Here is a 26,985-nt window from a genome sequence, read left to right on the forward strand (position 1 = left end):
AGCACCCGGTACGTCGGCTGCCCGGCCTCCACCCGCAGCTTCCGCAACCCGAACGCGAACTCCTCCACCGGACCCGCCTGCGGATCCACCGGCACCTCATGACGCCCCGCCACCACCAACACCCCCGTGTTGTAGCGCCCTTGAATGGTCGCTGAACACGGTACCGCAGAGGTTCCCGCAGCTCAGGGACTCACAAAGAGCAATGTTCAGCGCCGGGAACAGGGCTGCTGAACAATGGGTGGGTCCTGTTTTCTCGATCTCAGGCACCACTGGAGACGACCCGAGGAAACGGAGACACCACATGAACCGCGCGTTCACACACCAGGCTTCCCGCACCCTGCGCACCACGAGAGTCATCGCCGGCCCGACCTGGACGGCGCAGAACACGGACACGAAGTCCGGCAGCTGGGACCCTGGGTGATCGGTTGGGGCACCGCTTTCCCTGCTCCCCGCGCATGCGGGGATGGCCCCCTCTCTCTCAGCCCGTCGCCGCACGCGCCCGCGAGGCCGCTCAGGGCCTCCGGCCGTGGAAAGTGCGGCGCAGGTCGCTCACCCACGCCTCCGGGTTCTCCCAGGGGATGAAGTGACCACCCCGGTCGTGGGCGTTGACGTTGACGTGGTTGAACCAAGCCGCCTGCGGGCCGGACCTGAACGACCGGACGCGGTCGGTGGCGGTGTCGACGCCCGGCGGGTTCTCGTACGTGACGAAGGTGAGGCCCACCGGGGCCTCCACGGCCGGGGTGCGGTCGTGGGCCGGCGTCCAGGGGTAGCGGTTGGCGTTGGCGTAGTAGCGCATCGACGTGGCGATGGAGTTGTTCACCCAGTAGATCGTGGCGTGGGTGAGCAGGTCGTCCCTGGTGAAGACGGACTCGACGTCGCCACCGTGGTCGCTCCACGCGTTCCAGCGCTCCAGCAGCCAGGCGAGCAGCCCGGCGGGCGAGTCGCTCAGCCCGTGCGCCAGGGTGGCGCCGTCGAGCATGTGCACGGCGAGGTGGGACGCCCAGCGCTGGTCCAGCTCGATCATGCGGGCGCGGACATCGGCCGGCTGGTCGTCGGTGAGGGGGCGGTTCCGGGCGAAGTCCCAGGCGCGGGGTCCGGTGAAGAAGTCGAGCGGCAGCCCGGAGCCGATGTGGATCCCGTACAGTTCGCCGGCGTACTTGTGGCCGAGCTGGCTGGAGACGATCCCGCCGATGTCGCAACCCCCGGCGGCGTACTTCTCGTATCCCAGGGTCTCCGTCATCAGGGTGTGCCAGAGGTCGGCGACCTTCCAGAAGTTGACGTCCGGAAAGCCGGTGAGCGGACCGGGGAATCCGAAGCCGGGCAGCGACGGCACGATGACGTCGAACGCGTCGGCGGGGTCACCGCCGAACGCGGCCGGGTCGGCCAGCGGGTCGATCACCTTCGACCAGTGCCAGAAGGTCCACGGCCAGCCGTGGGTGAGGATCAACGGGATCGGGCGGGGGCCGCGGCCCGCCTTGCGCATGAAGTGCACGGGGACCCCGGCGACGTTCACCCGGTAGTGCTCGTAGGCGTTGATGGCGGCCTCGGCGGCGCGCCAGTCGTAGCCGTCCCGCCAGTGGGCGACCAGTTCGCGGAGATAGCCGTCCGGGACGCCGTAGGACCAGTCCGCGTTCCCCTCGTCCAGCGGCGGACGGGTCGAAGCGAGACGGCCCCGCAGGTCGGCCAGGACCTCGTCGGGCACATGGATCGGGGTGGGCTCCAGAGGGAAGGCGTGCGGGGTGGTCATGGCGTGGTCCTTACCCGGATAGGGGGAGACGGTCTGGAACGAGTGAAGCAGTGCCGCCGTGCACGGATGTTCCCCATGGGCCGTGCGGCCCCGCCGTCACACGACCGGAACGGTGCCTCTTGATACGTCATGTGACGCATTGACCCCGCAGCGCCATCGTGGTTGCATCCTTGTGGTCCTCTGGTGGGGAGCCGGGGGAGGAGCCGTGTCCTTTCTGGGGGGAAAATGAGTGGAAACGCAAACCGGCGTACCACCAGACGTGTGCGGGTCGCGCTGTGCGCGGCGTTCGCGGTCTGCGCGGTCACGGCGGTGCTGCCCGGAGCGGCCTCGGCCCGGCCCGCGATCGAGCCCATGGGTGGCGCGGCGGGCTCAGCAGGCTCAGCGGGCAGCCGGGTGGCCGGTGTCGAGAGGATCAGTGTCGCGGCCGGCGGCACCCAGGCCGACGGCAACTCCGCCGACGCCTCGATCACGCCCGACGGCCGCCGCGTCGTCTTCTCGTCGTCGGCGACGAACCTCATACCCGGCGGCGCGGCGGGAGGCGAGAGGGTCTTCGTCCGCGACCGGCAGACGGGGCAGAACAGCCGGATGGGTACCTATGACCCGCTCAATCCCCCGGTGATCAGTGGCAACGGGGGATATGTCGCCTATCCGATCCAGTGGGTGAACAACGTCCGGGTCCGCCAGTACCAGGTGAGCACGGGAGGCACGGCCTCCGCCAACTGCCTGGCCCACAGCTGCAACCAGCCGTCGCTGAGCGCGGACGGCAGCTCCCTCGCCCTTGTCGTGTTCTTCAGACAACCCTCGCCCGGCCAGCGCGTCGAACTGCACGACGGCGACGGCACCAGCAGGACCGTCGCCGCCCTCGGCCACACCCGGTCGTCCCTGCCGTCCCTCAGCGGCGACGGCCGCTCCCTCGCCTACCAGGACGGCCAGGCGGAGGACGTCTTCGTCTGGAACCGGACCGGCGACACCACATCCGGCCCGATCGAGGGCCCGGCCAAGGCGGCGACCCTCGTCCAGCTCAGCGACGACGGCAGCAAGGTCGTCTACCTCTCGGGCGCCGACACCTACGTCCACGACACCGCCTCCGGCACCGCCCAACTGGTCACGAACGTACGAGGTGTGGCCATCGATCCCACCGGCCGCTATCTGCTGTACGCCCCGCAGGGCACGACCGGACCGTCGTCGCTCACCCTGCGCGACCTCCAGACGGGCACCGACGAGACCGTCTCGGCCCAGCCCGCGTCGGCCGGGACGGACGCGGTCAGCTCGGGTGGGCGCGAGGTGGTCTTCCACTCCACGGCCGACGACATCGTGCCCGGCGACACCAACGGCGTGTCGGACGTCTTCGTCCGCAGTTTCGCCTGACCGTACCGGCCCCCTGCCGCCCGGATGTTAACTTCCCTGCCATGGGGGAGCACCAGGACGAGACCAGGGCGGCCTACGACGGGATCGTGGAGCTGTACGCCTCGCTGTTCGCCGACCGGCTGGAGGCGCAGCCGCTCACGCGGGCCATGCTCGGCACCTTCGCCGAGCTGGTCCGCGGGACGGGAAACCTGCGGGCGGCCGATGTCGGCTGCGGGCCCGGACATATGACGGCGATGCTGCACGATCTGGGACTCGACGCCTTCGGGCTCGATCTCTCCCCGGGCATGGTCGACCACGCGCGGCGGGCCCATCCGGCGCTGCGGTTCGAAGAGGCCCGGATGGAGGCCCTGCCGGTCGAGGACGCCACGCTGGGCGGCGTGCTGGCCCACTACTCGATGATTCACACCCCTCCCGGTGAGCTGCCCGCGCTGCTCGCCGAACAGGCGCGGGTCCTGGCGCCGGGAGGGCTGATTCTGTGCTCGTTCTTCGCGACCGCGACCGCGACCGTAACCGCGACCGTAACCGCGACTGCGACTGCGACCGGGGGATCCGAGCCGATCCGCTTTGACCACAAGGTGACGCCCGCCTACAGCTGGCCGGCGGACCGGTTCGCCGAACTGCTCACCCGGGCCGGGTTCGTCACGTTCGCCCGGCTGCTCCACGACCCGGCCTCCGAGCGGGGCTTCCTCGATGCCCACCTGCTGGCCCGCCGCCGCTGAAGCGTGGTCGCGGGGACCGAGCCCAGAACCCCAGGTTTCTGGGGTGGGGCCGGCCCGCTGTTCCTGAGAGCCTCCTCGGGTGCCCAGGTCCGGGCCTGGGGGAGGGGGACGGGACGGGATGAACGGCATGGCAGAGATCACCGTCGTGATCGTGGACGATCATCCGGTCTTCCGGCTGGGCATGGCGGCACTGCTCGGCTCGCTCCCCGGACTGGCCGTGGTGGCGGAGGCGGCGACCGCGGCGGAGGCGATCGTCGCCGTGGAGCGGCACCGTCCCCATGTGGTCGTCATGGACCTGGAACTGGGCGGTCCGGAGGGGACGTCCGGGATCGACGGCACGCGCGGGCTGCTGCGACTGCGGCCGCAGCCGGCTGTCCTGGTCATGACCACGCGGAACGACGACGACTCCGTGTTCGCCGCGTTGCGGGCGGGAGCGCGGGGGTATCTCCTCAAGGGATCGACCGGGACGGAAGTGGAACGGGCGGTACGGGCGGTCGCCAACGGGGAAGTCCTCCTCGGCCCGGCCGTCGCCGACCGGGCCGTGGCCTATCTGACCGGCCGGTACGCGGGCGGGCCCGCTCCGGTCCTGCCCGGTCTGACACCCCGGGAGCACGAGGTCCTGGACCTGGCCGCCCGTGGCCTCGACAACAGGGTGATCGCGCACCGCCTGACGCTGAGCCAGAAGACCGTGCGCAATCACCTCTCCTGCATCTTCATGAAGCTCCACGCCGGCAGCCGGGCGGAGGCGATCGTCCGGGCCCGGGAGGCGGGCCTCGGCGGCGAGCGCTGAGCCGGTCCTGTCCGGTCAGGTCCTGTCCGGTCCTGTCCAGTCAGGTCCGGTCAGGTCAGACGATCCGCCACTGCTGGTTGACCTGCGCCGGGCCCAGGCAGTTCCACAGCAGCACCCGGCCCCCGTTCCAGCCGATCGAGTTGAGGTCCCCGTCCAGGCAGCGGTTGTTGGTCTCGACGGTCACCTCGAACGTGTTCGGCAGGTTGGTGACCGGTCTCATCCGCCAGTGCTGGTTGGTCTGGTCGGTGCCCTGGCACGTCCACACCTGCATCCGGGTGCCGTTGCCGCCGATGGACGCCCAGTCGGCGTCCAGGCACAGCCCGCTCGGCGCGCTGCGCAGCTCGTAGTAGCCGCCCGCCTGGGTGTAGACCCAGGCGATGTCCCACTGCTGCCGGGGGTCGTTCGCGTCGCAGTCCATCAGCCGGACATCAAAGCCCGGCGCATCGCCCTTGGCCTGGAGACAGCGGTTGTTGTACCGGTTCTGGATGGTGACGTCGCCCGCGGCGGCGAGCTTCTTCCCGGCGGCGGCGACGGCCCCCGGGGTGGCCTTCGCAGGTGCGGTGGCGGCCGGTGCCACCGGCTCGGGGGCCGCCTGCGCGGTGCCCGCGGCGGTCAGCAGGGCGGCCGGGACCACGACGGCCGACAGGGCGGCGGCCAGGGATTTCCTCATCGTACGTACCTCTTCTCCCGTTGTGGTGCATCGCCGTTCGGCGACGGAGTCATCCTGCGGCGCTCGGTGTCCCGGGCACATGGGTCCGGTGTCCCGACCACCCGGGCATGTCGCCGTGGGGAGGCCGCGGTCAGGGAGAGTGCCGCGCCTGCTCGTTCCCTCCGACCCTTCGCCCTCCGAGCCCCTTAGTCTATTTGGACTGATAGATTTCGACCATGCCACGTCGTGCTCTGGACAACCCGATCGTGACGGCGGTGCTGGGCCTTCTGCTGGAGCAGAGCTCACACCCCCATCAGATGCTTTCCGAACTGCGAGAACGCAGCGCCAACCACGCGGCCGTGATCCATCGGGGCACGCTCTACAACACCGTCGCCGCCCTCGCCGAAGCCGGATGGGTGGCCTCCCAGGGCCGGCAGCGCTCGGGAAACCGGCCCGAAAGGACCGTCTACGCCCTGACGCAAGCAGGGCGCGACGAACTCGTACGGCGGCTGGACGCACAGATCCGCGACCCACGGCGGGAGTTCTCGCACTTCCTGGGCGCTGTCACCTACCTCGGCGCGCTCGGTCCTGCCGGCGCCGAGGAGGCCCTGACCGAGCGCGCCCGGCGCCTTCGCCGGCGTACGGCCGCCGACGGGGAACGCCTCGCGGAGGCCCTCGTGGCCGGTGTGCCGCGACTGCACGTCATCGAAGCCGACTACGCGCTGTCCCTCGCACGCGCCGAGACGGCGTGGATCGACTCCGTCATCGAGGACATCCGTAGCGGCGCGCTGACATGGCCGGACGCTGCGGCAACGGATCCCGACTCCCTGAGACCCGAGTCCTCAAGCCCCTGAACCCCCTGAACCCCCGAACCCCCTGAACCCCCGAACCCCCTGACCGAGAGGAATCCAACGCGTGACGCCGGGAACGCAGGACGGCCTGCTCTTCGGGATCTACCCGGGCGGAGTCGCCGGTGAGGACTGCTGCGCCATCACCGTGACACCGTGCTGACCCCGGCCGGTCTGGGGCACCTGCCCCTGCACATCACCGAACACGGCTGGCCCACCGGCCCGGACCGGACTCCGCACCGCCAGGCCGACGTCCTCGCGACGGTGGTCGGGTCGGTCGCGGCCCACGCGGCAGACCTCGGACTGAGCGGCTACACGCACTTCGCGCTGCGGGACGCCGACAGCGCCAACCCGGGACTGTTCCATCAATTCGGCCTCACCACCGACGACTACACCCCCAAACCCGCCTTCGAGACCATGAGGAGGCTGGTCGACCGGTTCAGTGCCTGACGGGCCGGACGCCGCCGCCCGCAGGCACCCCGCTCCACTGTGGACGTACGTCACGTGCCGCCGCGCCGCGAGCGACGAGCCGCCGGACCTGGTCGTCGGTCGGACAGGCGACCGCCCGGTCGGTCCACAGCGACGCCCAGCAGCGCCGCACCGCGTCCACGACGGCGTCCGCGCCGATGACGTTGCGGGTCCCCGAGCCGGACCGCTTCCGGTACGAGAATCTGAGCATCGAGCACCGGCCCTACGACCAGGCCGAGATCGACCCGGACACCGACCCCTGGCGCTATCTCGCCGACCGCTTCGCCGAGGTCACCGAAGACGGCGCCGACGAGATCCGCCGCGCCGTCGAGGTCATCGCCGAGGCCGAAGGGCCGCTGGTGTTCCACTGCGCATCGGGCAAGGACCGCACCGGCCTGATCGCCGCGCTCGTCCTCACCCTCCTCGACGTGGACGACGAACAGATCCTCGCGGACTTCGCCCTCACCGAACTCGCCACCGACCGGCTGGTCGCCGACTGGCACGCCGCCCACCCGGGCCGCGTCCTGCGCTGGCCCGGCTACGGCCGCGCCCCCGTCACCGTCATGGAACTGGTCCTGTCCGACCTCACCGCCCGGTACGGCTCGGTCACCGGCTACCTCACCGACCGGGTCGGCGTCCGGGGGACGACGGCGCAGGCGCTCCGCGATCGGCTGCTCACCACTGGGCGGGACTGACCGCGCGGCCCCGCACGACGCCCGCCCCGGCCCCGCACGACGCCCGCCCTGCGAAAACACGATGACCTCCGGCGTGCCCCGCGACTACCGTCCGGGGTATGTCTCTCGTGATCACCACCCTCGCCGAGCGCCCCGAACTCCAGGGACCGATGTGGCAGATGCCCGACGACTGGCCCGCTTTCATGGCCGAGGACCCGGTCGGCTGGGCGTGCTACGCCCACGTGCCCACGGAGTTTCCCGAACATGTCCTGGTCGCCACCGATGGCGACGAGGTGGTCGCGCACGCGATCAGCGCACCCTTCCGGCTGGCGGCGCCGGGCCGGGGCGAGCTGCCGGGGATGGGCTGGGACCAGGTCCTGATCTGGGCCTTCGCCGATCTGCGGGCCGGAGAGCAGCCGGACACGGTCAGCGCGCTCGACATCACCGTCACGACGGACCGGCAGGGCGAGGGGATATCCCGCCGGATGCTCGTCGCCCTGCGGGACAACGTCCGGCGGCTGGGCATCCCGAACCTCGTCGCCCCGGTCCGGCCCACCGCCAAGCACCTGGAGGCCGGCGGCTCCATCGAGGAGTACGCCTTCCGCACCCGCCCGGACGGCCTGCCGTACGACCCCTGGCTGAGGGTCCACGCCCGCCTGGGCGCCACCGTGGAGGCGGTCTGCCCGGCCTCGATGACGATTCCGGGCACCCTGGAGCAGTGGCGGGCCTGGACCGGGCTCCCCTTCGACACCCCGGGCCCGGTGGAGGTCCCCGGCGCGCTGGTGCCGGTGCACTGCGAACCCGAACGGGGGTACGCGGTCTACGTCGAGCCCAATGTCTGGGTCCGGCACACCGTCTGAAGCGGCACACCGTCTGAACCGTCCGGGTCCGTCGCCCCGACGGCCGCCCCACGATCCACCGCCCCACGATCTACGATGCGGTCCGTGACGATCCTGTACGACTGGCGCGGGGACTTCGACAACGCGGCCGTCGACGCGCTCCACGCGGAGGCGTTCGGCCATGACCCGGTGCCCACCGACTGGCGGACCCGGGTGCACCGGCACAGCCTCGGCTGGGTCTGCGCCCGGGAGGGCGGCGGGCAGAGCGGGCAGGGCGGGAGCGGCGGGCTCGTCGGATTCGTCAACGTCGCCTGGGACGGTGGCGCCCATGCCTTCGTCCTCGACACGATGGTCGCCCGGAACACGCGCGGGTCCGGTGTCGGAACCGAACTCGTGACGACGGCGGCGCGCGGCGCCCGGGCAGCGGGCTGCGCATGGCTCCACGTCGACTTCGAGGAGCACCTGCGCCCCTTCTACCTCGGCGCCTGCGGCTTCCGGCCGACAGACGCGGGGCTCATCGCCCTGACCTGAGCCGACTTCGGCCGCCCGGGGCCGGGGGCCCGGATCATTCGTCGATCGCCTGGTAGACCGTGGTCCAGAAGTCGTGGATGGCCCTCGGCGAATCCGGCGTGGACATCCCCACCTGGGTGAGCAGCATCCCGGTGAGCCGCTCCTCGGGATCGGCGTACGCCGTGGTGCCGGTCCCGCCGTCCCAGCCGAACTGGCCCACGGACGCGAAGTCGGACCGGTACGTACGGGTGGCCATCCCGAAGCCCCAGCCCCCGTGCTTCCCGAGGCCGTACGCCAGCGGGGTGCTGTCGGCCAGGGCGTCCCGGGGCGCCTGCTGCGCGGGCGTCAGGCGATTGGTGGTCATCAGCTGGACGGCGGGCCGGGACAGGATCCGCTCGGACCCGTGCATGCCGTGGTTCAGCAGCATCCGGAAGTACGCGTGGTAGTCGGCGACGGTGGAGACCAGCCCGCCGCCCCCTGACGGGAACTCCGGGGGCCGGCTGTACCTTCCGCCCGCCGCCTCGTCCCACACGATGAACTCCCCGGTCCGCGGATCGGGAACGTACGCGGGCGGCAGCCGGTCGATCCCGTCGGCCGGTACATGGAAACCGGTGTCCTTCATCCCCAGCGGTTCGAAGAGGCGTTCGCGCAGAAACGTCGCGAACGGCCGGCCCGTGACCCGGGCGACCAGCACGCCGAGCACATCGTTGCTGATGTGGTACTGCCAGTGCGCTCCGGGCTGGTGCGTCAGCGGCAGCGTGCCCAGGCGGCGCATCCACTCGTCCGGCTCCGGCGGCGGCGCTCCTCTGCCGGTGAGTTCCAGCTCCTGGATCGCCACCTGGACCGGAGCCTCCGGCGACGTCAGATCCATCCCGAGCCCGAACGTGGAGGTGAGCAGGGATCGTACGGTGATCGGCCGCCGTGCCGGAACGGTGTCGTCCAGCGGGCCGTCGACCCGCTTCAGCACCCGTCGGCCGGCCAGCTCGGGCAGCCACGGCTCCACCGGGTCGTCCAGCCGCAGCCTGCACTCGTCGATCAGCATCAGCACCGGCGCGACCGCGACCGGCTTCGACGTCGACGCCATCCGGAAGATCGTGTCGTGGCGCATCGGCGCGCCGCCGTCATGACGCATCGTCCCGATCGCCTCGATGTGCGTCTCACCACCCCGGCCGACCAGGGCGACGAGCCCGGGAATCCTCCCGGACTCGACATGCCGTGCCAAAACGTCGCGTACTCTGCGCAGCCCCGGGGCCGCGATCGCCGAATTCTTCATGCCGCCACCCTTCCCGCCGGGCCTGACACCCACCTGTCACGCTCCTGACACCATCCCTCACATCGCCCCTGACATCAGCCCTGGCACAACCCCCGACATGACCATTGAGGGTTGCCGGAGGGACCTGCGATGCTGCCGGGATGACTCCCTGGAATCTGCTGGATCTCGACCGGGCCCTGCGGGAGAGCTGGGCCGCCGACACGTGTTCACCCGACGACCTCGCCGACTGGCGGCCCGGCAACCCGGCCCGGGGACACTGCGACATCACCGCTCTGATCGTCAACGATGTCCTCGGTGGCGACCTCGTGGTGGGCGAGGTGTATCTCGCCGACGGTGCCCAGCGCGGCTTCCACTGGTGGAACCGGCTGGCCAGCGGGGTCGAACTCGATCTGACACGCGAGCAGTTCCAGCAGGGGCAGACCATCGGCGCGGAACGTGTCGTCGTCCGGCCCCCGGGCCCTCTGCCGCGCCGCTGGGCGGAGTACCTGCTGCTGCGCGAGCGCGTCGGCGAACACCTCGGTGCTCTTCCGGAGCCGATATGAGAGATGAACGGGCGGCCGGCCGCGGCGGTGCCGCCGGCTCCGCCGTCGCCCGCTCGCGCGCGCTGTTGCCTTCCCATCACATGTCCATGAGGTGGTGATCACATTTCCGGGACACGTTGTTCGGCATGTCCACTCCCCGCAGCGGCCGCACGGCCTCCGACACACCGACCCGGAGGCACCTGTGACGCGGAAGCACCGGCGACAGACCAGCGGGCCGACCCGGCGCGGCGTGTTCCTCCTCGGGGGAGGGCTGCTCCTCGCCCCCGTGTCGGCCGTCGCCGTCCTCAGGAAGGAGCGGCCCGCGCCGCAGCAGCCCCCGCCGCCGGCTCCGGAGGCACAGACGGTCCAGCGGCCCCGCGTCGCGTCGGCCTCCGCCGTCGCCATGGCCCCCGGATGGATGTCCGGCGCCGACCGGAAACCGATCGAGGAGAACTTCGGCCGGGGCGGGCGGAGGGGGCAACGCGGCCTGGTGCTGCACGTACAGGAGGGCGAGGGGTCGCTGTTCGAGCGGTTCTCCAACCCCGCGACGCGGAGTTCGGCCCACTTCTGGGTGTCGCAGGCAGGCGAGATCGAGCAGTACGTATCGGTCCACGACCGGGCCTGGACCCAGAGCGAGGGCAACGCCGAATGGGTGTCGGTGGAGACTTCGGGCTTCTTCGGCAAGCCGCTCACCACGGCGCAGGTCGAAGCCGTCGCGCGCGTCTACGCGTGGGGCGCGCGCGAGCACGGCTGGCCCCTTGAGGTGACGGACTCCCCGAAGGGGCGGGGCCTGGGCACCCACTCCATGGGCGAAGGCGCCTGGGGCGGGCACGCCTGTCCCGGGGCGATACGGGCGGGGCAGCGCGGAGCCGTCATGGACCGCGTACGGGAATCCCTGCGGACCTGACGGTGGAACGGTGGAACGGTGGAACGGTGGAGCAGAGCGCTCTTCGCTCCTGCTCCGATTCCTCCTGCTCCGATTCCTGCTGATCCGGCGCCTCAGGCGTGCGGGTGCCGTCCGGTGCCACCCGTCCTCCCGCGCCGCCGATTTGAGATTTGATCAAGGTTCGTGCAAGACGGCCCCCGGATGCTGGCGGGGCACGACGCCGCCCCCGCGCCCCGGCCGGGAGGCGGCCCGTACCACGCGTCCCACCCCATCGAGACGAATGGACGTCCCATGCGCACCTGGCTCCAGAACCTCTCCGACGCGCTCGTCGACCGCCTGGTCTCGAAGACGGAGGCAGCCGCCGCCACCCAGTGCTGGACCGAGGAGACCTGCACCACGGGCCCGCTCCAGCTGTGCAGCGCCACCAACCGCTGGATGATCGTCACCCATCTGGTCTGCGCCGACGGGTCACGCACCTACCAGGGCCTGCGCTGCGTCCGCTGCAACGGCTGACCCCGCCCGGCGGGTTCGCCCGGCCCGGCCCGGTCCGACGCACCCGTCGGACCGGGCCGGGCCGGGCAGGTCCGGACGCGTCACCCAGCGGTGCACAGCCGCGTGCCGTCGCGCAGGACGACCGTGCCCGTGGCCTCGCGGATGTCGTACCAGACCGTGCCGCCGTCCCCTCCGGTGTGCTGGTTGTCGATGCGCCAGCGGCTCATGCCGAGTTCGTCCAGGGAGCGCTCCACGGCGGTCCGCATGACGCTGTACGGCGCGCACGCGCCCCCGGGACCGATCGAGCCGCCGCCGGTTCCGCCGTCAGTCCCGTCGCCGATCCTGTCGCCGATCCGGTCGTCCACCAGCTCGGCCAGCTTCCGGACCTGCTCCGCCGTGGCGCCCGCGTAGACGGGGCCGTCGTCGGGGCGCACCTGGCCGACGCGGGCGCACGCCCGCTCAGCGGTCAGGCCGGTGGGCCGGGGGTAGACGATCACCGCCCTGTCGCCGTTCCGCGAGGTGCACCCGACCAGATGATCGGGTGGGGCGGGGGTCCACCGGGCGGCGCGATCGGCCGTCTCCGGGTGGCTGCGCAGATTCTCGACAAGATCCGGCCACGCCTTGGCGCAGGCCTGTTCCGGGCTCTCGCCGCTCCTGACGGCCGTGGCGAAGCTGTCGCGGATCTCGGTGGAGAGGGTGGCCGCGCACTGGACGGTCAGGGGCGCGGCCGCAGGCGCGGTCCCGCCGGCCATGACGGCCGCCGCCGTGCCGCCCGCGGCGGCGAGGGCCGCGGCGGGCACGGCGACGCGCCAGATCAGCCGCTTGCGCCGGTCCCGTGTCCGGCGGGCCGACTCCTGGGCCGGATCCGGGTGGAGATCACGGAGATCACGCTGGACTTCGTTCATCAGATAGTGCTTGAAGAGGCGGTGGCGGTTCCCGGGCAGGTCCCTGTCGGCCGGTACCGGCACCAGCCGGGCCAGCTCCTCACGCTCGGCCGCCTCCGGCCGGTGCTGCTGGGGGCTCATCGGGTCTCCTCCTGGGTGGGCCGGGCCGCAGAGGTGCGGCCACCTTCTACCTGTCCGCGGTCACGCCGCGGGTTCCGTACCTCCGTGGCGGCGGGGCCGACCAGCCTGGCCAGCTTCGCGCGGGCGCGGGCGAGCCGGGACCTGACGGTGCCGACGGGGATCCCGAGCGCCTGGGCCGCCGCCGCGTAGTCCAGCCCGGACCAGACGCACAGGGCGAGCACCTCGCGTTCCGCCCGGCGCAGTCCCCCCACCACCGCCCGGACCGTCCTGAGCTGTTCGGTGTCGTCGATGCGGCCGACCAGCTCCTCGGCGAAGTCCGGGACCGCCCCGCCACGCGGCAGCCGGCCCACGGCGGCCTCGTGCCGCCGGGCCGCCCTGCGGGTGTTGCGTGCCGTGTTGGTCGCGATGCCCAGCAGCCACGGCCGCAGCGACCCGCCCTCCACATCCACGCCCCCGCGCAGCCGCCACGCCTCCAGGAAGGTCAGGGCCATCACGTCCTCGGCCGTCGACCAGTCCCCGGTCAGCCGGAACGCGTGGTTGTACACCGCGCGGGCGTTGTCGTCGTAGAGAGCCCCGAACGCGTCGGGGTCCCCGGCCCGTATACGGGCCCGCACACTCATCTCCATACCGTCCAGCTGTCCGGGCCGTCCGCGCGAGTTCCCCGTTCGTGAGCCACACCACACCCGATCGGGTATCAGGGGGTACGGGCTCCGCCGCTCCGCCGGGCGGGTGCGAGTGCGGGCGCCGGGCCGGGTGCGGCGGGCAGCGCCCCGTGGGGCCGGGTACGGTCGGGCACCACCGGCCCGGCCGTCCCCCGCACGCGGCATGTCCCGTGCGGGCACGGAGGAAGGAGACCACCCATGAGTCCGTCCATGCGCGTCGCCGAGGTGAGAACCCCGGGCGGGGCGTTCGAGATCGTCGAACGGGAACTGCCCCGGCCGGGACCCGGCCAGGTCCGGATCGCGGTCGAGGCGTGCGGGATCTGCGGCAGCGACGCCCACTTCGTGGACGGAAACTTTCCCGGGGTGAGCTTTCCGCTGGTCACCGGGCACGAGGTGGCGGGCAGGATCGACGCACTCGGCGAGGGGGTCACCGGCTGGGCGGCCGGCGACCGGGTCGCCGTCGGCTGGTTCGGCGGAAACTGCGGCCACTGCCGCTCCTGCCGCGCGGGCGACTTCATCACCTGCGCATCCCTCCAGGTGCCCGGCTGGGCCTATCCCGGCGGCTTCGCCGAAGCCATGGTCGCCCCGGCCACCGCGCTCGCCCGCATCCCGGACGGGCTCTCCGCCACCGAGGCCGCCCCGCTCGGCTGCGCGGGCGTGACCGTCTTCAACGCGCTGCGGCACACCGCCGCCCGCCCCGGCGACCTCGTCGCCGTGCTCGGCCTCGGCGGACTCGGCCATCTCGGGGTGCAGTACGCCGCCGCCTTCGGCTTCGACACCGTCGCCATCGCCCGGGGCGCCGACAAGGAGGAACTGGCGCTGCGGCTCGGCGCCCGCCACTACATCGACTCCACCGCCACCACCGTGGCGGACGCCCTGCGCGACCTCGGCGGCGCGAAGGTCGTCCTGGCGACCGCCGCCAGCGCCGACGCGATGTCCCGGACCGTCGACGGCCTGGCCCCCCGGGGCGAACTGGTCGTGATCGGGGCCTCCTCCGACCCGCTCACGGTCACCCCGCTCCAGCTCATCATGGGTGCCCGGACCATCCACGGCCATCCCTCCGGCACGGCGCGGGACGTCGAGGAGACGATGGCGTTCACCGCCCGCAGCGAGGTCCGCCCGATGGTCGAGACGGCCCCGCTGGAGGAGGCCGACGCGGCCTTCCGCCGCATGCGCAGCGGCGCCGCCCGCTTCCGGATGGTCCTGACCACCGGTACGTAGGCCGCCCCGGTCCGGTCCGGTCTGGTCCGGGCCGGTCCCGCCGTCAGGTGAAGGCGAGGTCGGCGACGAGGGTGGAGCTGGGGATCTCGTTGGCCAGGCCGAGGACGACGGCGGCGCAGTTGCCGAGGAGCGGCTGGTTGCTGGTGACGTTCATGACGGCGGTGAGGGTCTGTCCGGCCAGGCGGGGGGAGGTGGGGGAGACGGTCCCGGTGAGTGTTCCGGCGCCGAGGGCCTGGGTGAGGGTGAGGCCGGTGACATGGCTGGTGGTCTGTGTTCCGTCGGCGAGCCGCCAGGTGAAGTCGACGGTGGCGCCGGCCGCCTGGGTGGAAGCGGTGCAGCTGAGGGCGGTGAAGGGGAGGGTGGCGGTGAAGGTGCCGGAGACGACGGCCTGCGGGCCGAGGGGCGCGTCGACGCAGGGCGCGGCGGATCCGTTCAGGGTGACGGTCGTGGGCCGGGCGGTGGCCTTCAGCGGCGGGGTGAAGACGACGGACGACTGGCTGACGCAGTCGAGGAGTTCCGCCGCGCGGACGGCCGCCGGGGCCGGAGCGGAGGCCGAGGTGGTGGTGGCGGTGGTGGCGGCGGTGGGAGCCGCCGCCGCGGCTACGGCGATCAGCGCCGTGCACAGCGCGGTGAGAGTACGGCGTGCGGACATGGGACACCCTTCGTGGAAAGAGACGGTCGGCGGAGATGTTCGGGGCCCCGCCCGCAGCGTCGCGGGCGGGGACCGGTGACGGCCGCTGCCCGGCGACCCCGGGGCGTTCCCGCCGAGTGATCGGGCCGTATACCGTGCGGCCCACGGCGACGGGCCGCCCCTGTCGGGTCCGACCGGGGAGACGCACCCGCCGCGGGGCTCCCTCACAGGGCTTGCCCGCTCCGGTGGACGGCGAAAGACCATGTCATGCGAACGAGCTACTCGTATGACCGGGAATCCGGCCGTCGCGCGGTGGGTCCTCCCCGCCGTATCAGGGGTGCCCCACACCCGCACGGACCGGCCCGTAAAACGAGGTGAACGGCGACGCCCGCGTTGTTAGCATGATCGGCATGGCACGAGGTATCTGGTCCCAGAAGGTGCGATCCGCCCGCTGACGGCGGCGCCTTCCTTCTGCTGAATCCGCGCACGCCGTCCCGGTTCCCGCCGGGCGGTCGGCTTGGGCTGCCCGGCTCCCCTGCGAGCTGCGGAGCAAAACCGTTGAACCTCTCCCCTTTTCCTGAGTCCCCTGAGTCCCCCGAGTCCTCCGAGTTCCCCGAGTCCCCCGATATCTCTGATGTCTCCGGTTTCTCTGGTGTCCCCGAGACCATCTCCCTGCCCGTCCGGGCGGGCGGCAGCGCACACGTCCGCGCCGAGGCCGTCACCCTCACCCGAGGGCCCCGGCGGGTCCTCGACGGCGTCTCGCTCACCGTCTCCGCCCGGTCGCGGATCGCCGTCGTCGGCGAGAACGGCCGCGGCAAGACGACGCTCCTCCACGTCCTCGCCGGACTGATCACCCCCGACGAGGGCACCGTGCACCGGGCCGGCACCATCGGCCTGGCCCGCCAGGAGCTGTCCGCGCGGGACGGCCGGACCGTCGGCACCCTGACGTCCCTGGCGCTGGCCCCCTCGCTCGCGGCCCTCGCCGCGCTGGACGAGGCGACCGCCGCCCTGGCCGGGGGCGACCCGGCCGCCGACGACCGCTACGCCGCCGCGCTCGACGCCGCCACCCGGCTCGACGCGTGGGACGCCGAACGCCGCGTCGACGTCGCCCTCGCGGCCCTCGGCGCCTGCGCCGACCGCGACCGCGCGCTGTCGACCCTCTCCGTCGGCCAGCGCTACCGGGTCCGCCTGGCCTGTCTGCTCGGCGCCCACCACGATGTCCTGCTGCTCGACGAGCCGACCAACCATCTCGACGCCGGCGGGCTGGACTTCCTGACCCGCAGGCTGCGCGAGCACGACGGCGGCCTCGCCGTCGTCAGCCACGACCGGGCGCTGCTGCGCGATGTCGCGGACCGGTTCCTCGATCTCGACCCGACGCGCGACGGGAAGCCGCGCCTGTACGCCGGCGGATACGACGCATGGCAGGAGGCCCGGCGGCGTGAGCGCGAGCGCTGGGAGCAGGACCACGAGGACCAGCGGGCCGAGCACCGGCGGCTGGGGGATGCCGTCTCGAAGGCCCGCGACCGGCTCTCCACCGGCTGGCGGCCGGACAAGGGGACCGGCAAGCACCAGCGCCAGTCCCGCGCACCCGGCGTCGTCCAGGCCCTCAGGCGACAGCAGGACGCCCTGGAGGCGCACCGGATCGACGTACCCGAGCCGCCGCCGTCGCTGCGGTGGCCGGACCCGGGCGTCCGGCCGGGCGCGCCGCAGCTGCGGGCGCACGGAGTCGCGGTCGGCGGACGGCTGGCAGGCCCGGTCGACCTCACCCTCGACGGCGGCGACCGGCTCCTCGTCACCGGACCCAACGGCGCCGGGAAGTCCACGCTGCTCGCGGTGCTGGCCGGTGCGATCGCACCCACGGAGGGACAGGTCCGTACGGCGGCGGGCGCGCGTGTCGTCCGGGTGACCCAGGAGACCGCGGAGCAGGACAGGGAGCAGGACACGGAGCAGGAAGGAGGGCAGGAAGCGGGGCAGCACGCGGAGCGGGACGCCGGGCTCACCGCCCGCGAGGTGCACGCCCGTCATGTGGGACGGCTTGTGGCCCGTGGGGTGCTCCGCGACGCCGATGCCGGCGCCGTGTCGCCGAGGGCGCTTGGACTGCTGGACTCCGACGCGCTGCGCACACCGGTCGGGCGGATGTCGCAGGGGCAGCGGCGGCGCCTGGACCTGGCCCTGGCGCTGGCCTGCCGCCCCGGGCTGATCCTCCTCGACGAGCCGACCAACCATCTGTCGTCGGCGCTGGTGGACGAGGTGACCGAGGCGATTCGCGGCACGAGCGCCGCCGTCGTCGTCGCGACGCACGACCGGCAGCTGCTGCGGGACCTCGCCCACTGGCCGCGCCTGGAGCTGGGGAAGGCGGCTCCCGGGCCGGCTCCCGCACCGGGCCCCGGATCCGGCACGGCCCCTCCGGCGGGCGGCTGAGGAACATTCGCGGACGGGAGCATCCGAGGCCGGGAGCATCCGGGGACGGGAACGTCCGCGGACGGGCCGGGAGGACCACTGCTCCTCCCGGCCCGGCCGCCCCGCCCCGCCCGTCATGCGGGTGCGGGTGCGGGTGCGAGTGCGTGGGTCAGGTGCGGACCCCCTGGGTCAGCCACATGTCGTAGACCTTGGTGTCGAAGTACGGCGATTCGTTGAATCCGTCCGACCGCAGCAGGATGGACACCCCGTTGATCTCGCCGGAGATCCCGTTGAAGTTCATCAGCCAGGGGCCTCCGCTCGCTCCGCCGCCGAAGTGGCACTGGAGCTGGAGCTTGGCCGGGTCGACCAGGCTCGACGAGGTGTGCCCCGAGCAGAACTGCTGGTACTCACCGTTCTGGATGTTGTCCGGGTACCCGACGGCGCTCAGGTACTCCTGCATGCTCCAGTTCCAGGCCAGCCCGTTGGTCCCGGTCACGTCGCCCACCCGGCCCGCGCCGTTCGGGTGCAGCGTCACCATCGCGATGTCGTAGTTGAAGTCCGTGTTGTTGATCCACCCGTTGAAGGCGGTGAACTCCTTGGCCGGGAAGTACCCGTAGGGCAGCGGGGTGGCGCCGTGGTAGGCGGGGAGGTAGACCCAGTCCCTCATCCACCGCGCCCCGCCGGGCCGGGAGCCGCTGCCGCCCTCGACCACGCAGTGACCCGCGGTGACCACCATCATGCGCGAGGGGCTGGTGACGGCGCTCGCGGTGCACCAGCTCTGGTTCCCCGCCGGGGTGCGGAAGAGGACCAGACCCGTGTTGGCCAGCGGGCCGGCGAGGTTCTTGGACCCCCGTACGGTCGGCGCCGTGGACGGCACCGAGCCGGCCGGCCCGTCCGGTGTCCGGCGCTGCCCGGCCGCCGCGCCGGGGGCGCGGGTGTCACGCGCTGCCGCCGCCCCCGCGTCGGCGGCGGGCCGGCTCAGGACCCGCTTGATGCGCTCGGGAGTCCAGTACGCCTTCGCCCGCTCGACCGCCGCAGGGCCGTTCTGCTGCTGGGCGGCCGATCTGGCGATGGTGTCGGCCGGGGCCCGGCGGTCCCTCGCGTCGTCCCCGGCGGAGGCCGGCTGGACGAAACCGATCATCGATATCACCGATATCGCGGTCGCCGCTAAGGCGAGTCTCACACTTCGCATGTACCTGCCCTCATTCCGTCGTCGGCCGGGCGGCTGTCCCGCCCGTGCGGTCCCCGGCCGGCGACCGGAGGCCGACGACCGGGCGTGCGTGGGTACGAAGCGGGCATGGACGGGCGAGGTGCCCCCCATGCGACGTTCCGGACCATACGCAGCGTTCAGCCCAACGTGCCCAAGGGTCCATGGCATTACTCCCGAAACTTCCGAACCATCGGACCGTTATTGGTCCAGACCGGAGGCGGGGAGAGGTGAAACTGCCTGGAAGGTGACATTCCATAGTGTTCCGGTCGCGACTTCCGGCAGGTGACCCCGCCCACTGGGTGCCATGAGCGGATTTTTCAGCCCGTGGCCGACGGGCGGACCCCTTGGCGGCCGGTAAACGCGAACGGGCGGCTGGAAAACGATGTCGCGGATGCGCCGCGACTCACGGCGCGGGATTCCGGGCGCGACTCCGGGCGCGACTTCGGGCGGGCGACTCGCGGCCCGGGGCTTCCAACGCGCGACTCCCGGCCCCGCCCGAGGGCGGTGCCGGGATCCGTGAGGCTCATGAGGCTCCTGGGCTCTTGGCGCTCTTGGCGCACAGGCCGCCCGGGTCAGCGCACGTCGACCCAGTCGCTGCCGCTGACGCTGCCCAGACGGGACGGGGTGGCCACGAACTCGGCCCGCCAGTTGCCGTCCTTCTTCGCGGTGAACGCCTTGGAGAACTTGCCCTTGCCGTTGGTGCGCACCGTGGCCTGACGGGACCAGGACTTGGCGCCGTCGGCCTTGAACCAGATCGTCACGGACTGGCTCGCGGCGTCCTTCCAGGAGCCGTCCAGGTTGCGCAGGGTGCCCGACGCGGTGATCGTCCGCCCCTTGCGCACCGGCTCCGGGGAGGCGTTGAAGCCGCTGACGGCGGTCCGCAGCCGGACGTCCACGTTGTCGGTGGAGCTGACGGAGGCGGCGCGGTCGGCGGTGCCCGCGTAACGGGCCCGCCAGTCACTGTCCTTGGTGGTGGTGACCTTGGCCGAGAAGGTGCCCTTGGTGCCGGTCGTGACCGTCGCGGCCCTGCTCCAGGTCTTGCCTCCGGTGGGGCGGGACTCGATGACGAGGGAGGTCCTGGCGAGGGGACGCCAGGTGTCGTCGGTCGACCCCATCGTCTGGAGGGTGCCCGTGACGGTGAGCTTCTCGCCCTTGGCGACCGGCTCGGGGGCGGCGTTGAAGGAGGTGAGACGGCTGGGCACGGCGGAGACGGAGAGGGTCGCGGACTCCGTGGTCACCTCGCCGGTCACATTGGTGAACACCGCGCGGTAGCGGCTGGATTCAAGGGCCTCGGCCGCCTTCACGGACAGCGTGCCCGAGGCGGCCCCGGGGATGGCGCTCCACGTCGTACCCCGGTCGGTGCTGCGCTCCCAGCGGACGGAGTCGGCGCCGCGGGCGGCGGCGGTGAAGACGGCGGAGGCGCCCGAGCGCACGGTGCGGGACTTCGGCTGGGTGGTCACCTCGGCGGCGCCGAAGTGCACGGCCCGCGCGACGTCCTGGGAGCGGGAGGCCATCCAGTCACCGGTGTCGTGCGAGTTGAAACTGGCCACGAAGCAGGCGGTGGTACGGCAGTCCACGGCGGGGGCGCCGCCCGGGGTGAAGGTCTCGGTGATCTTCATGGTGGTGGTGAAGGTGCCGTCGGCGCCGACCTTGCGGATCCAGGCCGCGTTGCCGAAGACGCTGGGGAAGCCGGTACCGGGGAGGGCGACGGTCTGGGCGAGGTAGACGCCGCGGCCGGGCAGGTAGCCGGTGCCCGTCACCGTCACCTGGGTCTCGGCCCCCAGCCCGGAGACCTGGGTGACCGTCAGGGTGGGGACGCTGACCGTGCCGCTGACGGCGAGGTTGTCCAGGACCGTGCCGACCGGGTACATCGGCTGCCCCTCGTTCGAGAAGGTCTCCGCGCCCTTGGCCGTGAGCTTCGCCGTGATGCCCGACCAGTTGATCTTTGAGCCGGCGAGGGCTCCGGCGGACGCCGTCAGGGTGGCGAAGGGGACATCCTTGGTGGCGACGGGGGCGCCGCCGGCCAGCGCGGTCGTGACGTCCATGTGGAGCGTGCCCTTGCCGTCCTTCAGCAGGACCCGCGGGTTGGCGAGGGTGATCGCGTCGATGCCGTGCTTGGGGACCGTGTAGGTCACCGAGCCGGAGAAGCGCACGTCGGCGTCGCGCCCGGCCGGGTCCACCGAGCCGTAGGCGACCGGGTAGGAGATGACCCCGCCCGCGCCCTTGGTGGCGCCGCCCGCTTCGGTCACCGTTCCCCCGAGGCCCGTGACATAGCGGACCCAGGACGCCTTGAAGCCCCAGCCGGCCTGGCCGGTGACCAGGATCGGGGAGGCGGCGGAGGCGCTGCCGCTCTTCGGCGCCGCGGCCCGTGCGTCCGCGGCCCGCGCGTCTGCGGCCCGTGCGTCCGCGGTGGCGGATATGGCGGAAGGGGCGGGTGCGGCGGCGGCGGGGACGGCGAGGACGCCGGCGCCCACCGATACGACGGTCAGGGCGGCGATGGCGGCCAGCCGGCCGCTGTGAGGCATGGACATGCGCTGCATGTCTCCTTCAGGGAGAGGGCACGACGCCGGTCAGTGCATGGCTGTGCCCTGGGCTTGGACAGGGGGGAGGAACGGGAGGGAGATCCGGCTTCTGGGGACAGCTCAAAGTCGGCTACGGCGATATTAGGTGAGCCTTGCCTAAGTTGTCACCATTGTTCGTCCTTGAGCTTCCTGCCGCTCCTGCCGCCCTTGTCCGACTCCGGTCCGTCTCCGGTCCGTCTCCGGTCCGTCTCCGGTCCAACTCCGCGAACCAGGTTCGCCCGTGAGTGCCTGCCATGGCGGCCCGGCGCCCCGGACCCGACCGCCGGCCGGCGCCGATTTTAGATTTGATCAAGGTTCGTGAAAGACGACCCTCGGATGCTGATGACGCACCAAGCGCTCCTGTCCCACCGGCCGGGAGCGGCACCGCACCACGGGTCTCATCACCTGCCAAGACAAAGGGGCGCCCCATGCGCAAGTGGTTCCAGAACCTGTCCGATTCCCTGGTCGACCGTCTGGTCCCGAAGGCGGAGGCGGCGGCCGCCGTCCAGTGCTGGACCCAGGAAGTGTGCATCCGGACGATGATTCCGATGTGCCACCAGACCGGCTTCAGGGCGCTCGGGACCGAGCGGGTCTGTTCCGACGGCACCCGCACGTGGATCGGCTCCCACTGCGCCCGCTGCAACGCCTGACCGGCCCGCCGGCCCCCGGCGGGCGCCCCTTCCGGACGCCCGCCGGGGGCCACCCCCCTCAGGAAGGACACCGTCGTGGAACTCGCCCTCTGGGCGGTCCGGGGCTGTCTGCTGCTGGTGTTCACGCGCTCGGTCCTGGGCAAGGTACGGAGCCGGGCCGCCTTCGCGGAGTTCACGGAGTCCGTGAGCGCGCTCCTCCCCGCCCGGCTCCTCCCCGCCCGGCCGCTCTCCGTCCCGCTGCCCGCCCGGCTGCTCTCCGTCCCGTTGCCCGCCCGCCCCCTCGCCGTGGCGGTGGTGACCGCCGAGGCCGCCCTCGTCCCCGCCCTCGCCCTGCCGGGTGTCCTCGCCCCGCCGGCCGCGCTCGACGCCGTACCCGGAACCGCCGCCGGGACCGCCGCCGTACTGCTCGTCTGCGGTCTCGCCCTCGCCGCCGTGCTGCTCGCCGCCTTCACCGCGCTGGCCGTCTCCGCCGCGCGCGGCGGGAACCGCGTGCCCTGCCGCTGCTTCGGCCGTACGACGACCCCGCTCGGCGCCGTCCACGCCGTACGCAACGCCGTCCTGCTCGCGGTGGCGGTCACCGGGCTCGTGGCCACCGCCCTGCCCGGGTGGTCCCCGGGAGCGGGCGATCCGGTGGCGGCGCTGACCGCCGTCCTCGCGGGCGCGGCCCTCGGCCTGCTCACCACGGCCCTCGACGACCTCGCCGCGCTCTTCCGTCCCCTGCCCAGGGGCCCCCTGCCCCGAAGCCCAACCCCCCGACGCTCTCCGCCCCGGCGTCCCCTGCCCCGAAAGGAACCCGCCCCGTGAGTCCGCTCGCCGTCGCCGTCCTCGCCGTCGGAGCCCTGGCCATGGTCAACCTCGTTCTCGTCGTCGGCGTCGTCAGACGGCTGCGGGAGCACTCCGAGCTGCTGGCCCGCACCCCGGGCCCGGCCGCCGGCCTGCCCGAGGGCATGACCGGGGTCGCGCCCGCCGGCACCCCGGTACCCGCCTTCACCACCGGCCCGGCCGACAGCCCCGTCACCGACCGGGACCTCGCCGACGGAACCCTCGTCGCCTTCTTCTCGCCCACCTGCGGCCCCTGCCGCGACAAGCTGCCCGGCTTCGTCGCCCGGTACGCGGACCGGCCCGAGGAGGCCCGGCACGTCCTCGCCGTCGTCGTCCACGAGTCGGGCGACCCGGGCGACCCGGACACGACCGGCACGACCGGCACGACCGGCACGACCGATACGGCCGATACGGCCGACGGGTCGATGGCCGCCGCCCTCGCCGCCGTCGTGCCCACCGTCCAGGAGCCCTACGACGGCCCCGTGACCGAGGCGTTCGCCGTCAAGGCCTTCCCCAGCTGCGTACGCGTGGGACACGGCCCCGACGGCGGGCTCGTGGTGACCGAGGTCGGCAACTGGCCCCGCACGCCCGTCCCCGCCGCCCGGTGACCCCGCCCGAGGCCGGTACCGGCCCCCACCCGGAGGGAGAGGCCGGGCCCGGCGACGCGCCCGACACCTCCCCCCTGCGCACCGTCCTCGTCGCCGCCGCCCGCCTGGCCCACCGCGCCGCCCCCGCCACCCTGACCGGCTGGCTGCTGCTCACCGTCGCCGCGTCCGCCGCCCCCGTCGCCGCCGCCTGGACCCTCAAGACCGTGATCGACCGCCTGGTCGCCGGCCCCGCCACCGGCTCGCTCACCGCACCGGTCCTGCTCCTGGTCGGCTGCGGCGTCGCCGTGGCCGTCGTCCCCCAGTTCCTCCAATACCTGCGCGCCCAGCTCGGCCGGGCGGTCGGACTGCGCTCCCAGATCGAACTCCACGCCGCCGTCGACCGGTTCACCGGCATCGGCCCGTACGAGAACCCCCGCTTCCTCGACCGGCTGCGGATGGCCCGCCAGTACGGCGGCTCCGCCCCCGTCGACGCGGTCGGCAGCGTCATCGGCACCGTCGGCGCCCTCGTGACCCTGACCGGCTTCCTCGGCGCGCTCGCCCTCCTCGGCCCCTGGATGGCCGCGGCCGTCCTGGCCTCCGGCGCCCTCGTCCTCGGCGCCGAGATCGCGCTCAGCCGCCGCCGGGCCGCCGTCGCCTGGACCGTCGGCCCGGTGGAGCGCCGGGAGCTGTTCTACAGCGCCCTCCTGACCGACCTGCGCGCCGCGAAGGAGATCCGCCTCTTCGGCCTGGGCCGCTTCCTCGGCGACCGGATGGTCGCGGAGCGCCGCACCTCCGACGCCGCGAAACGGCACATGGACCGTCAGGAACTCGCCGTACAGGCAGGACTCGCCCTGCTCTCGGCCCTCGTCGCCGGAGCCGGCCTGCTGTGGGCGGTCTCGGCCGCCCGCTCCGGAACGATCACCGTCGGCGGCGTCACCGTCCTGGTCACCGCCCTGCCCGCCGTGCAGGCCGCCCTCGCCGGAGTCGCCGTCGAGATCGCCATGGGCCACCACGCCCTCCTGATGTTCCGCCACTTCCTCGCCGTCACCGGCGCCGCGCCCGACCTGCCCGTACCCGCCCGGCCCCGGCCCGTACCGCCCCTGCGCCACGGTGTGGAGTTCCGCGACGTGTGGTTCCGGTACGGCGCGGACCAGCCATGGGTGCTCCGGGGCGTCGACCTCGTCATCCCCGCCGGGCAGGCGGTCGGGCTCGTCGGCCTCAACGGCGCGGGCAAGTCCACCCTGGTGAAACTCCTGTGCCGGTTCTACGATCCGACCCGTGGACAGATCCTCTGGGACGGCACCGACCTGCGCGACCTCTGCCCGCGCGAGCTGCGCCGACACCTCGGGGCCACCTTCCAGGACTTCATGGAGTACGACCTGACCGCCCGCGAGAACATTGCCCTCGGCGACCTCACCGCCCTCCAGGACCCCGGCCGCATCGAAGAGGCCGCCCGCGTCGCCGGGATCCACGACCGGATCACCGGGCTGCCCCACGGCTACGACACCCTCCTCAGCCGGATCTTCTTCAGCGAGCAGGACAAGGACGACGCCACCACCGGTCTGGTCCTCTCCGGCGGCCAGTGGCAGCGGCTCGCCCTCGCCCGCTCCCTGATCCGTGACGATGCCGACCTGCTCGTCCTCGACGAACCCGGCTCCGGGCTCGACCCCGAGGCCGAGTACGAGATCCACCGGCGGCTGCGCCGGCACCGCGCGGGCCGGGCCGGGCTGCTCGTCTCCCACCGGCTCAACACCCTGCGCGACGCCGACACCATCGTGGTCCTGGAGGACGGCCGGATCACCGAACGAGGGCCGCACGCCGAGCTGATGCGCCGCCGCGGGGAGTACGCCCGGCTCTTCGGCCTCCAGGCCAGCGGATACACCACGCCCGACGACGACACCCGGCCCCTGCTGCCGACCGGCGCGGTCGGCACACCGCACGGGGGCGGGGGGCCGTCGTGATCGCCCGGCTGGCCCGCCGTGTCCTGCGCACCCGCCTGCTGGCCGTCACCGTCACCGGACCCAGCATGGAACCCGCCCTGGGCGACGGCGACCGCGTCCTCGTCCGGCGCCGTGCCCACCGCGTGGCCCGGGGTGACATCGTCGTCCTCGACGCACCCCCCGGCACCCACCGGGACGGACTCGTCATCAAACGGGTCGCCGCCGCCCCCGGCGACCCGGTCCCCGCGCTCTTCGCGGATCGGATCGGCGGCCCGCCGGGCGCCACGGTGCCCCCTGACTGCTTTCTGCTCCTCGGCGACAACCGGTCCGTGAGCGTGGACTCACGCCACTTCGGCTATGTCGCCCGCGCCCGGCTCACCGGGGTGGTGGTGCGCTCGCTGCCTCGGCTCATGGCTCATGATCCGCTCCCGCCGCTCCCGCCGCTCCCGCCGCCCCCGCCGCCCCCGCCGTCCCCGTCGCCCCGGTCCTCCCGGTCGTCCTGAGTGAACATGTCGACCGCCGAGCGGAAGGCCGCCCGGTAGACGCCCGGGGTGGTGCCGTTGAGCCGCTGGAAGTGGTGCCGCAGATTCGCGGGCGTCCCGAGCCCGGTCCGCGCCGCGATGTGCTCCACCGGCAGGTCACCGCGCTCCAGCAGGTGCTGTGCCTGCTCGATCCGGACCCGTAGCAGGTACTGGAGCGGGCTGAGCCCGGTCTCGGAACGGAACCGGCGGTTGAGGGTGCGGACGCTGGTTCCCGCGCGCGCGGCGATGTCCGCGAGGGTCAGCGGGCGGTGCAGATTCTCCGCCATCCACCGCACGGTCGGCCCGCACCCGCCCTCCCCTTCCGAGTCCGTGTCCGCGATCCCGGGAAGCCCGCCCGACTCGGGCAGCCGCAGGAAGAGCCGCCGGTCGGCCTCCCGCGCCACCGCCTTGCCGTGCTCCTCCTCGATGAGGCGCATCCAGAGATCCTTGCCGCCGAGCACCCCCGCCGATGTCAGGAACGGGCCGTCGGCCACGACCTCCGCCCCGGGGGCGACCATCCCGACCCCGGGATGACGTACGGCCAGTTCCCCGCTGTACCGCCGGTCGGTGGTGGCCCGCCGGCCGTCGAGCAGCCCCGTGGCCGCGAGCGCGAACGTACCGGTCCCCACCGCACCGACCCGGCAGCCCCGGCCGGCGGCGGCGCGCAGCGCACCGGGCACGGCCGCCGGCAACTCGTCACGGAAGCCGCGGTATCCGGCCACGACCACGGTCTCCGCGCCGTCGAGCCCTTCGAGCCCCCAGCGCGTGGTGAGCCCGAACGGGCCCGGCTCCGCCGTGGTACGGAAGCCGGGTCCGGCACAGATCCTCAGCTCGTAGGGAGCCTCTTCGCGGCAGGCGTGCGGAACGGCTCCGAGGAGCAGCCCGGGGGTGGTGAGCTGCGGTCCGGGGACGCCGTCGAGCACCAGAAGAGCGATCACTGCCATGGCCAGAATTTAACCGAGGGTGGCATC

General features: G+C 72.9%; 26 protein-coding genes and 1 pseudogene. 18 read left to right on the forward strand and 9 right to left on the reverse strand.

Annotated features, from left to right (window positions below):
* Positions 1–511: 511 nt before the first annotated feature.
* Positions 512–1,747 carry an epoxide hydrolase family protein gene (locus tag SYYSPA8_RS34885; protein WP_323451466.1) on the reverse strand — a complete coding sequence of 412 codons (1,236 nt, stop codon included), beginning with the start codon at positions 1,745–1,747 and terminating at the stop codon, positions 512–514.
* Positions 1,748–2,008: 261 nt separating this feature from the next.
* Between SYYSPA8_RS34885 and SYYSPA8_RS34890 the strand changes: the two genes are divergently transcribed.
* The 3 genes from SYYSPA8_RS34890 to SYYSPA8_RS34900 all read left to right on the forward strand — a co-directional run bounded on the left by SYYSPA8_RS34890 (position 2,009) and on the right by SYYSPA8_RS34900 (position 4,624).
* Positions 2,009–3,115 carry a TolB family protein gene (locus tag SYYSPA8_RS34890; protein WP_323451467.1) on the forward strand — a complete coding sequence of 369 codons (1,107 nt, stop codon included), beginning with the start codon at positions 2,009–2,011 and terminating at the stop codon, positions 3,113–3,115.
* A 41-nt stretch (positions 3,116–3,156) separates the two neighbouring features.
* Positions 3,157–3,834, forward strand: a complete 678-nt coding sequence (locus SYYSPA8_RS34895) for a class I SAM-dependent methyltransferase (protein WP_323451468.1) — start codon at positions 3,157–3,159, stop codon at positions 3,832–3,834.
* 127 nt (positions 3,835–3,961) lie between these two features.
* On the forward strand, positions 3,962–4,624 hold the full coding sequence (locus tag SYYSPA8_RS34900; protein WP_323451469.1) for a response regulator transcription factor: 663 nt from the start codon (positions 3,962–3,964) through the stop codon (positions 4,622–4,624).
* 55 nt (positions 4,625–4,679) lie between these two features.
* Here the strand turns inward: SYYSPA8_RS34900 and SYYSPA8_RS34905 are convergent, their stop codons facing one another.
* A complete protein-coding gene (locus tag SYYSPA8_RS34905) occupies positions 4,680–5,294 on the reverse strand; it encodes an RICIN domain-containing protein (protein WP_323451470.1) in 615 nt (204 codons plus the stop codon).
* A gap of 215 nt (positions 5,295–5,509) precedes the next feature.
* Between SYYSPA8_RS34905 and SYYSPA8_RS34910 the strand changes: the two genes are divergently transcribed.
* The 5 genes and pseudogenes from SYYSPA8_RS34910 to SYYSPA8_RS34930 all read left to right on the forward strand — a co-directional run bounded on the left by SYYSPA8_RS34910 (position 5,510) and on the right by SYYSPA8_RS34930 (position 8,633).
* Positions 5,510–6,127, forward strand: a complete 618-nt coding sequence (locus SYYSPA8_RS34910) for a PadR family transcriptional regulator (RefSeq protein WP_323451471.1) — start codon at positions 5,510–5,512, stop codon at positions 6,125–6,127.
* Between the two features lie 123 nt (positions 6,128–6,250).
* A pseudogene (locus SYYSPA8_RS34915) lies at positions 6,251–6,571 on the forward strand (hypothetical protein); the annotation flags it as partial.
* A 176-nt stretch (positions 6,572–6,747) separates the two neighbouring features.
* On the forward strand, positions 6,748–7,284 hold the full coding sequence (locus tag SYYSPA8_RS34920; RefSeq protein ID WP_323451472.1) for a tyrosine-protein phosphatase: 537 nt from the start codon (positions 6,748–6,750) through the stop codon (positions 7,282–7,284).
* A 98-nt stretch (positions 7,285–7,382) separates the two neighbouring features.
* Positions 7,383–8,123, forward strand: coding sequence for an N-acetyltransferase (locus SYYSPA8_RS34925; RefSeq protein ID WP_323451473.1), 741 nt, complete (start codon positions 7,383–7,385; stop codon positions 8,121–8,123).
* Positions 8,124–8,207: 84 nt separating this feature from the next.
* Positions 8,208–8,633, forward strand: a complete 426-nt coding sequence (locus SYYSPA8_RS34930) for a GNAT family N-acetyltransferase (protein WP_323451474.1) — start codon at positions 8,208–8,210, stop codon at positions 8,631–8,633.
* Positions 8,634–8,667: 34 nt separating this feature from the next.
* On the opposite strand, the gene SYYSPA8_RS34935 is transcribed toward SYYSPA8_RS34930, so the two are convergent.
* Positions 8,668–9,885, reverse strand: coding sequence for a serine hydrolase domain-containing protein (locus SYYSPA8_RS34935; protein ID WP_323451475.1), 1,218 nt, complete (start codon positions 9,883–9,885; stop codon positions 8,668–8,670).
* A gap of 140 nt (positions 9,886–10,025) precedes the next feature.
* Here SYYSPA8_RS34935 and SYYSPA8_RS34940 point away from each other — a divergent pair, with 140 nt between their 5' ends.
* The 3 genes from SYYSPA8_RS34940 (at position 10,026) to SYYSPA8_RS34950 (ending at position 11,805) form a co-directional block, all read left to right on the forward strand.
* Positions 10,026–10,427 (forward strand): YunG family protein, encoded by a 402-nt coding sequence (locus tag SYYSPA8_RS34940; protein ID WP_323451476.1) that lies wholly within the window; start codon positions 10,026–10,028, stop codon positions 10,425–10,427.
* Positions 10,428–10,608: 181 nt separating this feature from the next.
* Positions 10,609–11,313 carry a peptidoglycan recognition protein family protein gene (locus SYYSPA8_RS34945; protein ID WP_323451477.1) on the forward strand — a complete coding sequence of 235 codons (705 nt, stop codon included), beginning with the start codon at positions 10,609–10,611 and terminating at the stop codon, positions 11,311–11,313.
* 162 nt (positions 11,314–11,475) lie between these two features.
* Positions 11,476–11,805, forward strand: a complete 330-nt coding sequence (locus SYYSPA8_RS34950; RefSeq protein WP_323451478.1) for a hypothetical protein — start codon at positions 11,476–11,478, stop codon at positions 11,803–11,805.
* Between the two features lie 80 nt (positions 11,806–11,885).
* Here the strand turns inward: SYYSPA8_RS34950 and SYYSPA8_RS34955 are convergent, their stop codons facing one another.
* Together SYYSPA8_RS34955 and SYYSPA8_RS34960 are read right to left on the reverse strand one after the other, a co-directional pair.
* Positions 11,886–12,809 carry a hypothetical protein gene (locus SYYSPA8_RS34955; RefSeq protein WP_323451479.1) on the reverse strand — a complete coding sequence of 308 codons (924 nt, stop codon included), beginning with the start codon at positions 12,807–12,809 and terminating at the stop codon, positions 11,886–11,888.
* On the reverse strand, positions 12,806–13,435 hold the full coding sequence (locus tag SYYSPA8_RS34960; protein ID WP_323451480.1) for an RNA polymerase sigma factor: 630 nt from the start codon (positions 13,433–13,435) through the stop codon (positions 12,806–12,808). The genes SYYSPA8_RS34955 and SYYSPA8_RS34960 overlap by 4 nt, the downstream gene beginning before the upstream one ends.
* Positions 13,436–13,669: 234 nt before the next feature.
* Between SYYSPA8_RS34960 and SYYSPA8_RS34965 the strand changes: the two genes are divergently transcribed.
* Positions 13,670–14,692, forward strand: coding sequence for an alcohol dehydrogenase (locus SYYSPA8_RS34965; protein WP_323451481.1), 1,023 nt, complete (start codon positions 13,670–13,672; stop codon positions 14,690–14,692).
* A gap of 43 nt (positions 14,693–14,735) precedes the next feature.
* Here the strand turns inward: SYYSPA8_RS34965 and SYYSPA8_RS34970 are convergent, their stop codons facing one another.
* Positions 14,736–15,344 (reverse strand): hypothetical protein, encoded by a 609-nt coding sequence (locus SYYSPA8_RS34970; RefSeq protein ID WP_323451482.1) that lies wholly within the window; start codon positions 15,342–15,344, stop codon positions 14,736–14,738.
* A gap of 537 nt (positions 15,345–15,881) precedes the next feature.
* Between SYYSPA8_RS34970 and SYYSPA8_RS34975 the strand changes: the two genes are divergently transcribed.
* Positions 15,882–17,744: an ABC-F family ATP-binding cassette domain-containing protein gene (locus SYYSPA8_RS34975; RefSeq protein WP_323451483.1), complete on the forward strand. Its 1,863-nt coding sequence runs from the start codon at positions 15,882–15,884 to the stop codon at positions 17,742–17,744.
* Between the two features lie 148 nt (positions 17,745–17,892).
* On the opposite strand, the gene SYYSPA8_RS34980 is transcribed toward SYYSPA8_RS34975, so the two are convergent.
* A complete protein-coding gene (locus tag SYYSPA8_RS34980) occupies positions 17,893–18,915 on the reverse strand; it encodes a trypsin-like serine peptidase (RefSeq protein WP_323451484.1) in 1,023 nt (340 codons plus the stop codon).
* Positions 18,916–19,505: 590 nt separating this feature from the next.
* Positions 19,506–21,464 carry an HtaA domain-containing protein gene (locus tag SYYSPA8_RS34985; protein ID WP_323451485.1) on the reverse strand — a complete coding sequence of 653 codons (1,959 nt, stop codon included), beginning with the start codon at positions 21,462–21,464 and terminating at the stop codon, positions 19,506–19,508.
* Between the two features lie 458 nt (positions 21,465–21,922).
* Here SYYSPA8_RS34985 and SYYSPA8_RS34990 point away from each other — a divergent pair, with 458 nt between their 5' ends.
* The 5 genes from SYYSPA8_RS34990 to SYYSPA8_RS35010 all read left to right on the forward strand — a co-directional run bounded on the left by SYYSPA8_RS34990 (position 21,923) and on the right by SYYSPA8_RS35010 (position 25,996).
* Complete coding sequence (locus SYYSPA8_RS34990) at positions 21,923–22,144, forward strand: hypothetical protein (protein WP_323451486.1); 222 nt, start codon at positions 21,923–21,925, stop codon at positions 22,142–22,144.
* Positions 22,145–22,219: 75 nt separating this feature from the next.
* Positions 22,220–22,948 carry a MauE/DoxX family redox-associated membrane protein gene (locus SYYSPA8_RS34995; RefSeq protein ID WP_323451487.1) on the forward strand — a complete coding sequence of 243 codons (729 nt, stop codon included), beginning with the start codon at positions 22,220–22,222 and terminating at the stop codon, positions 22,946–22,948.
* Complete coding sequence (locus SYYSPA8_RS35000) at positions 22,945–23,574, forward strand: thioredoxin domain-containing protein (RefSeq protein WP_323451488.1); 630 nt, start codon at positions 22,945–22,947, stop codon at positions 23,572–23,574. The genes SYYSPA8_RS34995 and SYYSPA8_RS35000 overlap by 4 nt, the downstream gene beginning before the upstream one ends.
* The gene (locus SYYSPA8_RS35005) at positions 23,571–25,514 is read left to right on the forward strand and encodes an ABC transporter ATP-binding protein (protein ID WP_323451489.1); all 1,944 of its coding nucleotides are present in this window, start codon (positions 23,571–23,573) and stop codon (positions 25,512–25,514) included. Before SYYSPA8_RS35000 ends, SYYSPA8_RS35005 begins: the two co-directional genes overlap by 4 nt.
* A complete protein-coding gene (locus SYYSPA8_RS35010; protein ID WP_323451490.1) occupies positions 25,511–25,996 on the forward strand; it encodes a S26 family signal peptidase in 486 nt (161 codons plus the stop codon). The genes SYYSPA8_RS35005 and SYYSPA8_RS35010 overlap by 4 nt, the downstream gene beginning before the upstream one ends.
* Here the strand turns inward: SYYSPA8_RS35010 and SYYSPA8_RS35015 are convergent.
* Entirely contained in the window at positions 25,909–26,958 is a 1,050-nt protein-coding gene (locus SYYSPA8_RS35015; RefSeq protein ID WP_323451491.1) for a GlxA family transcriptional regulator, read from the reverse strand. The two genes, SYYSPA8_RS35010 and SYYSPA8_RS35015, sit on opposite strands and share 88 nt — an antisense overlap.
* Between the last annotated feature and the right edge of the window lie 27 nt (positions 26,959–26,985).

The sequence above is a fragment of the Streptomyces yaizuensis genome (assembly GCF_034961445.1).
Taxonomy (GTDB): domain Bacteria; phylum Actinomycetota; class Actinomycetes; order Streptomycetales; family Streptomycetaceae; genus Streptomyces; species Streptomyces yaizuensis.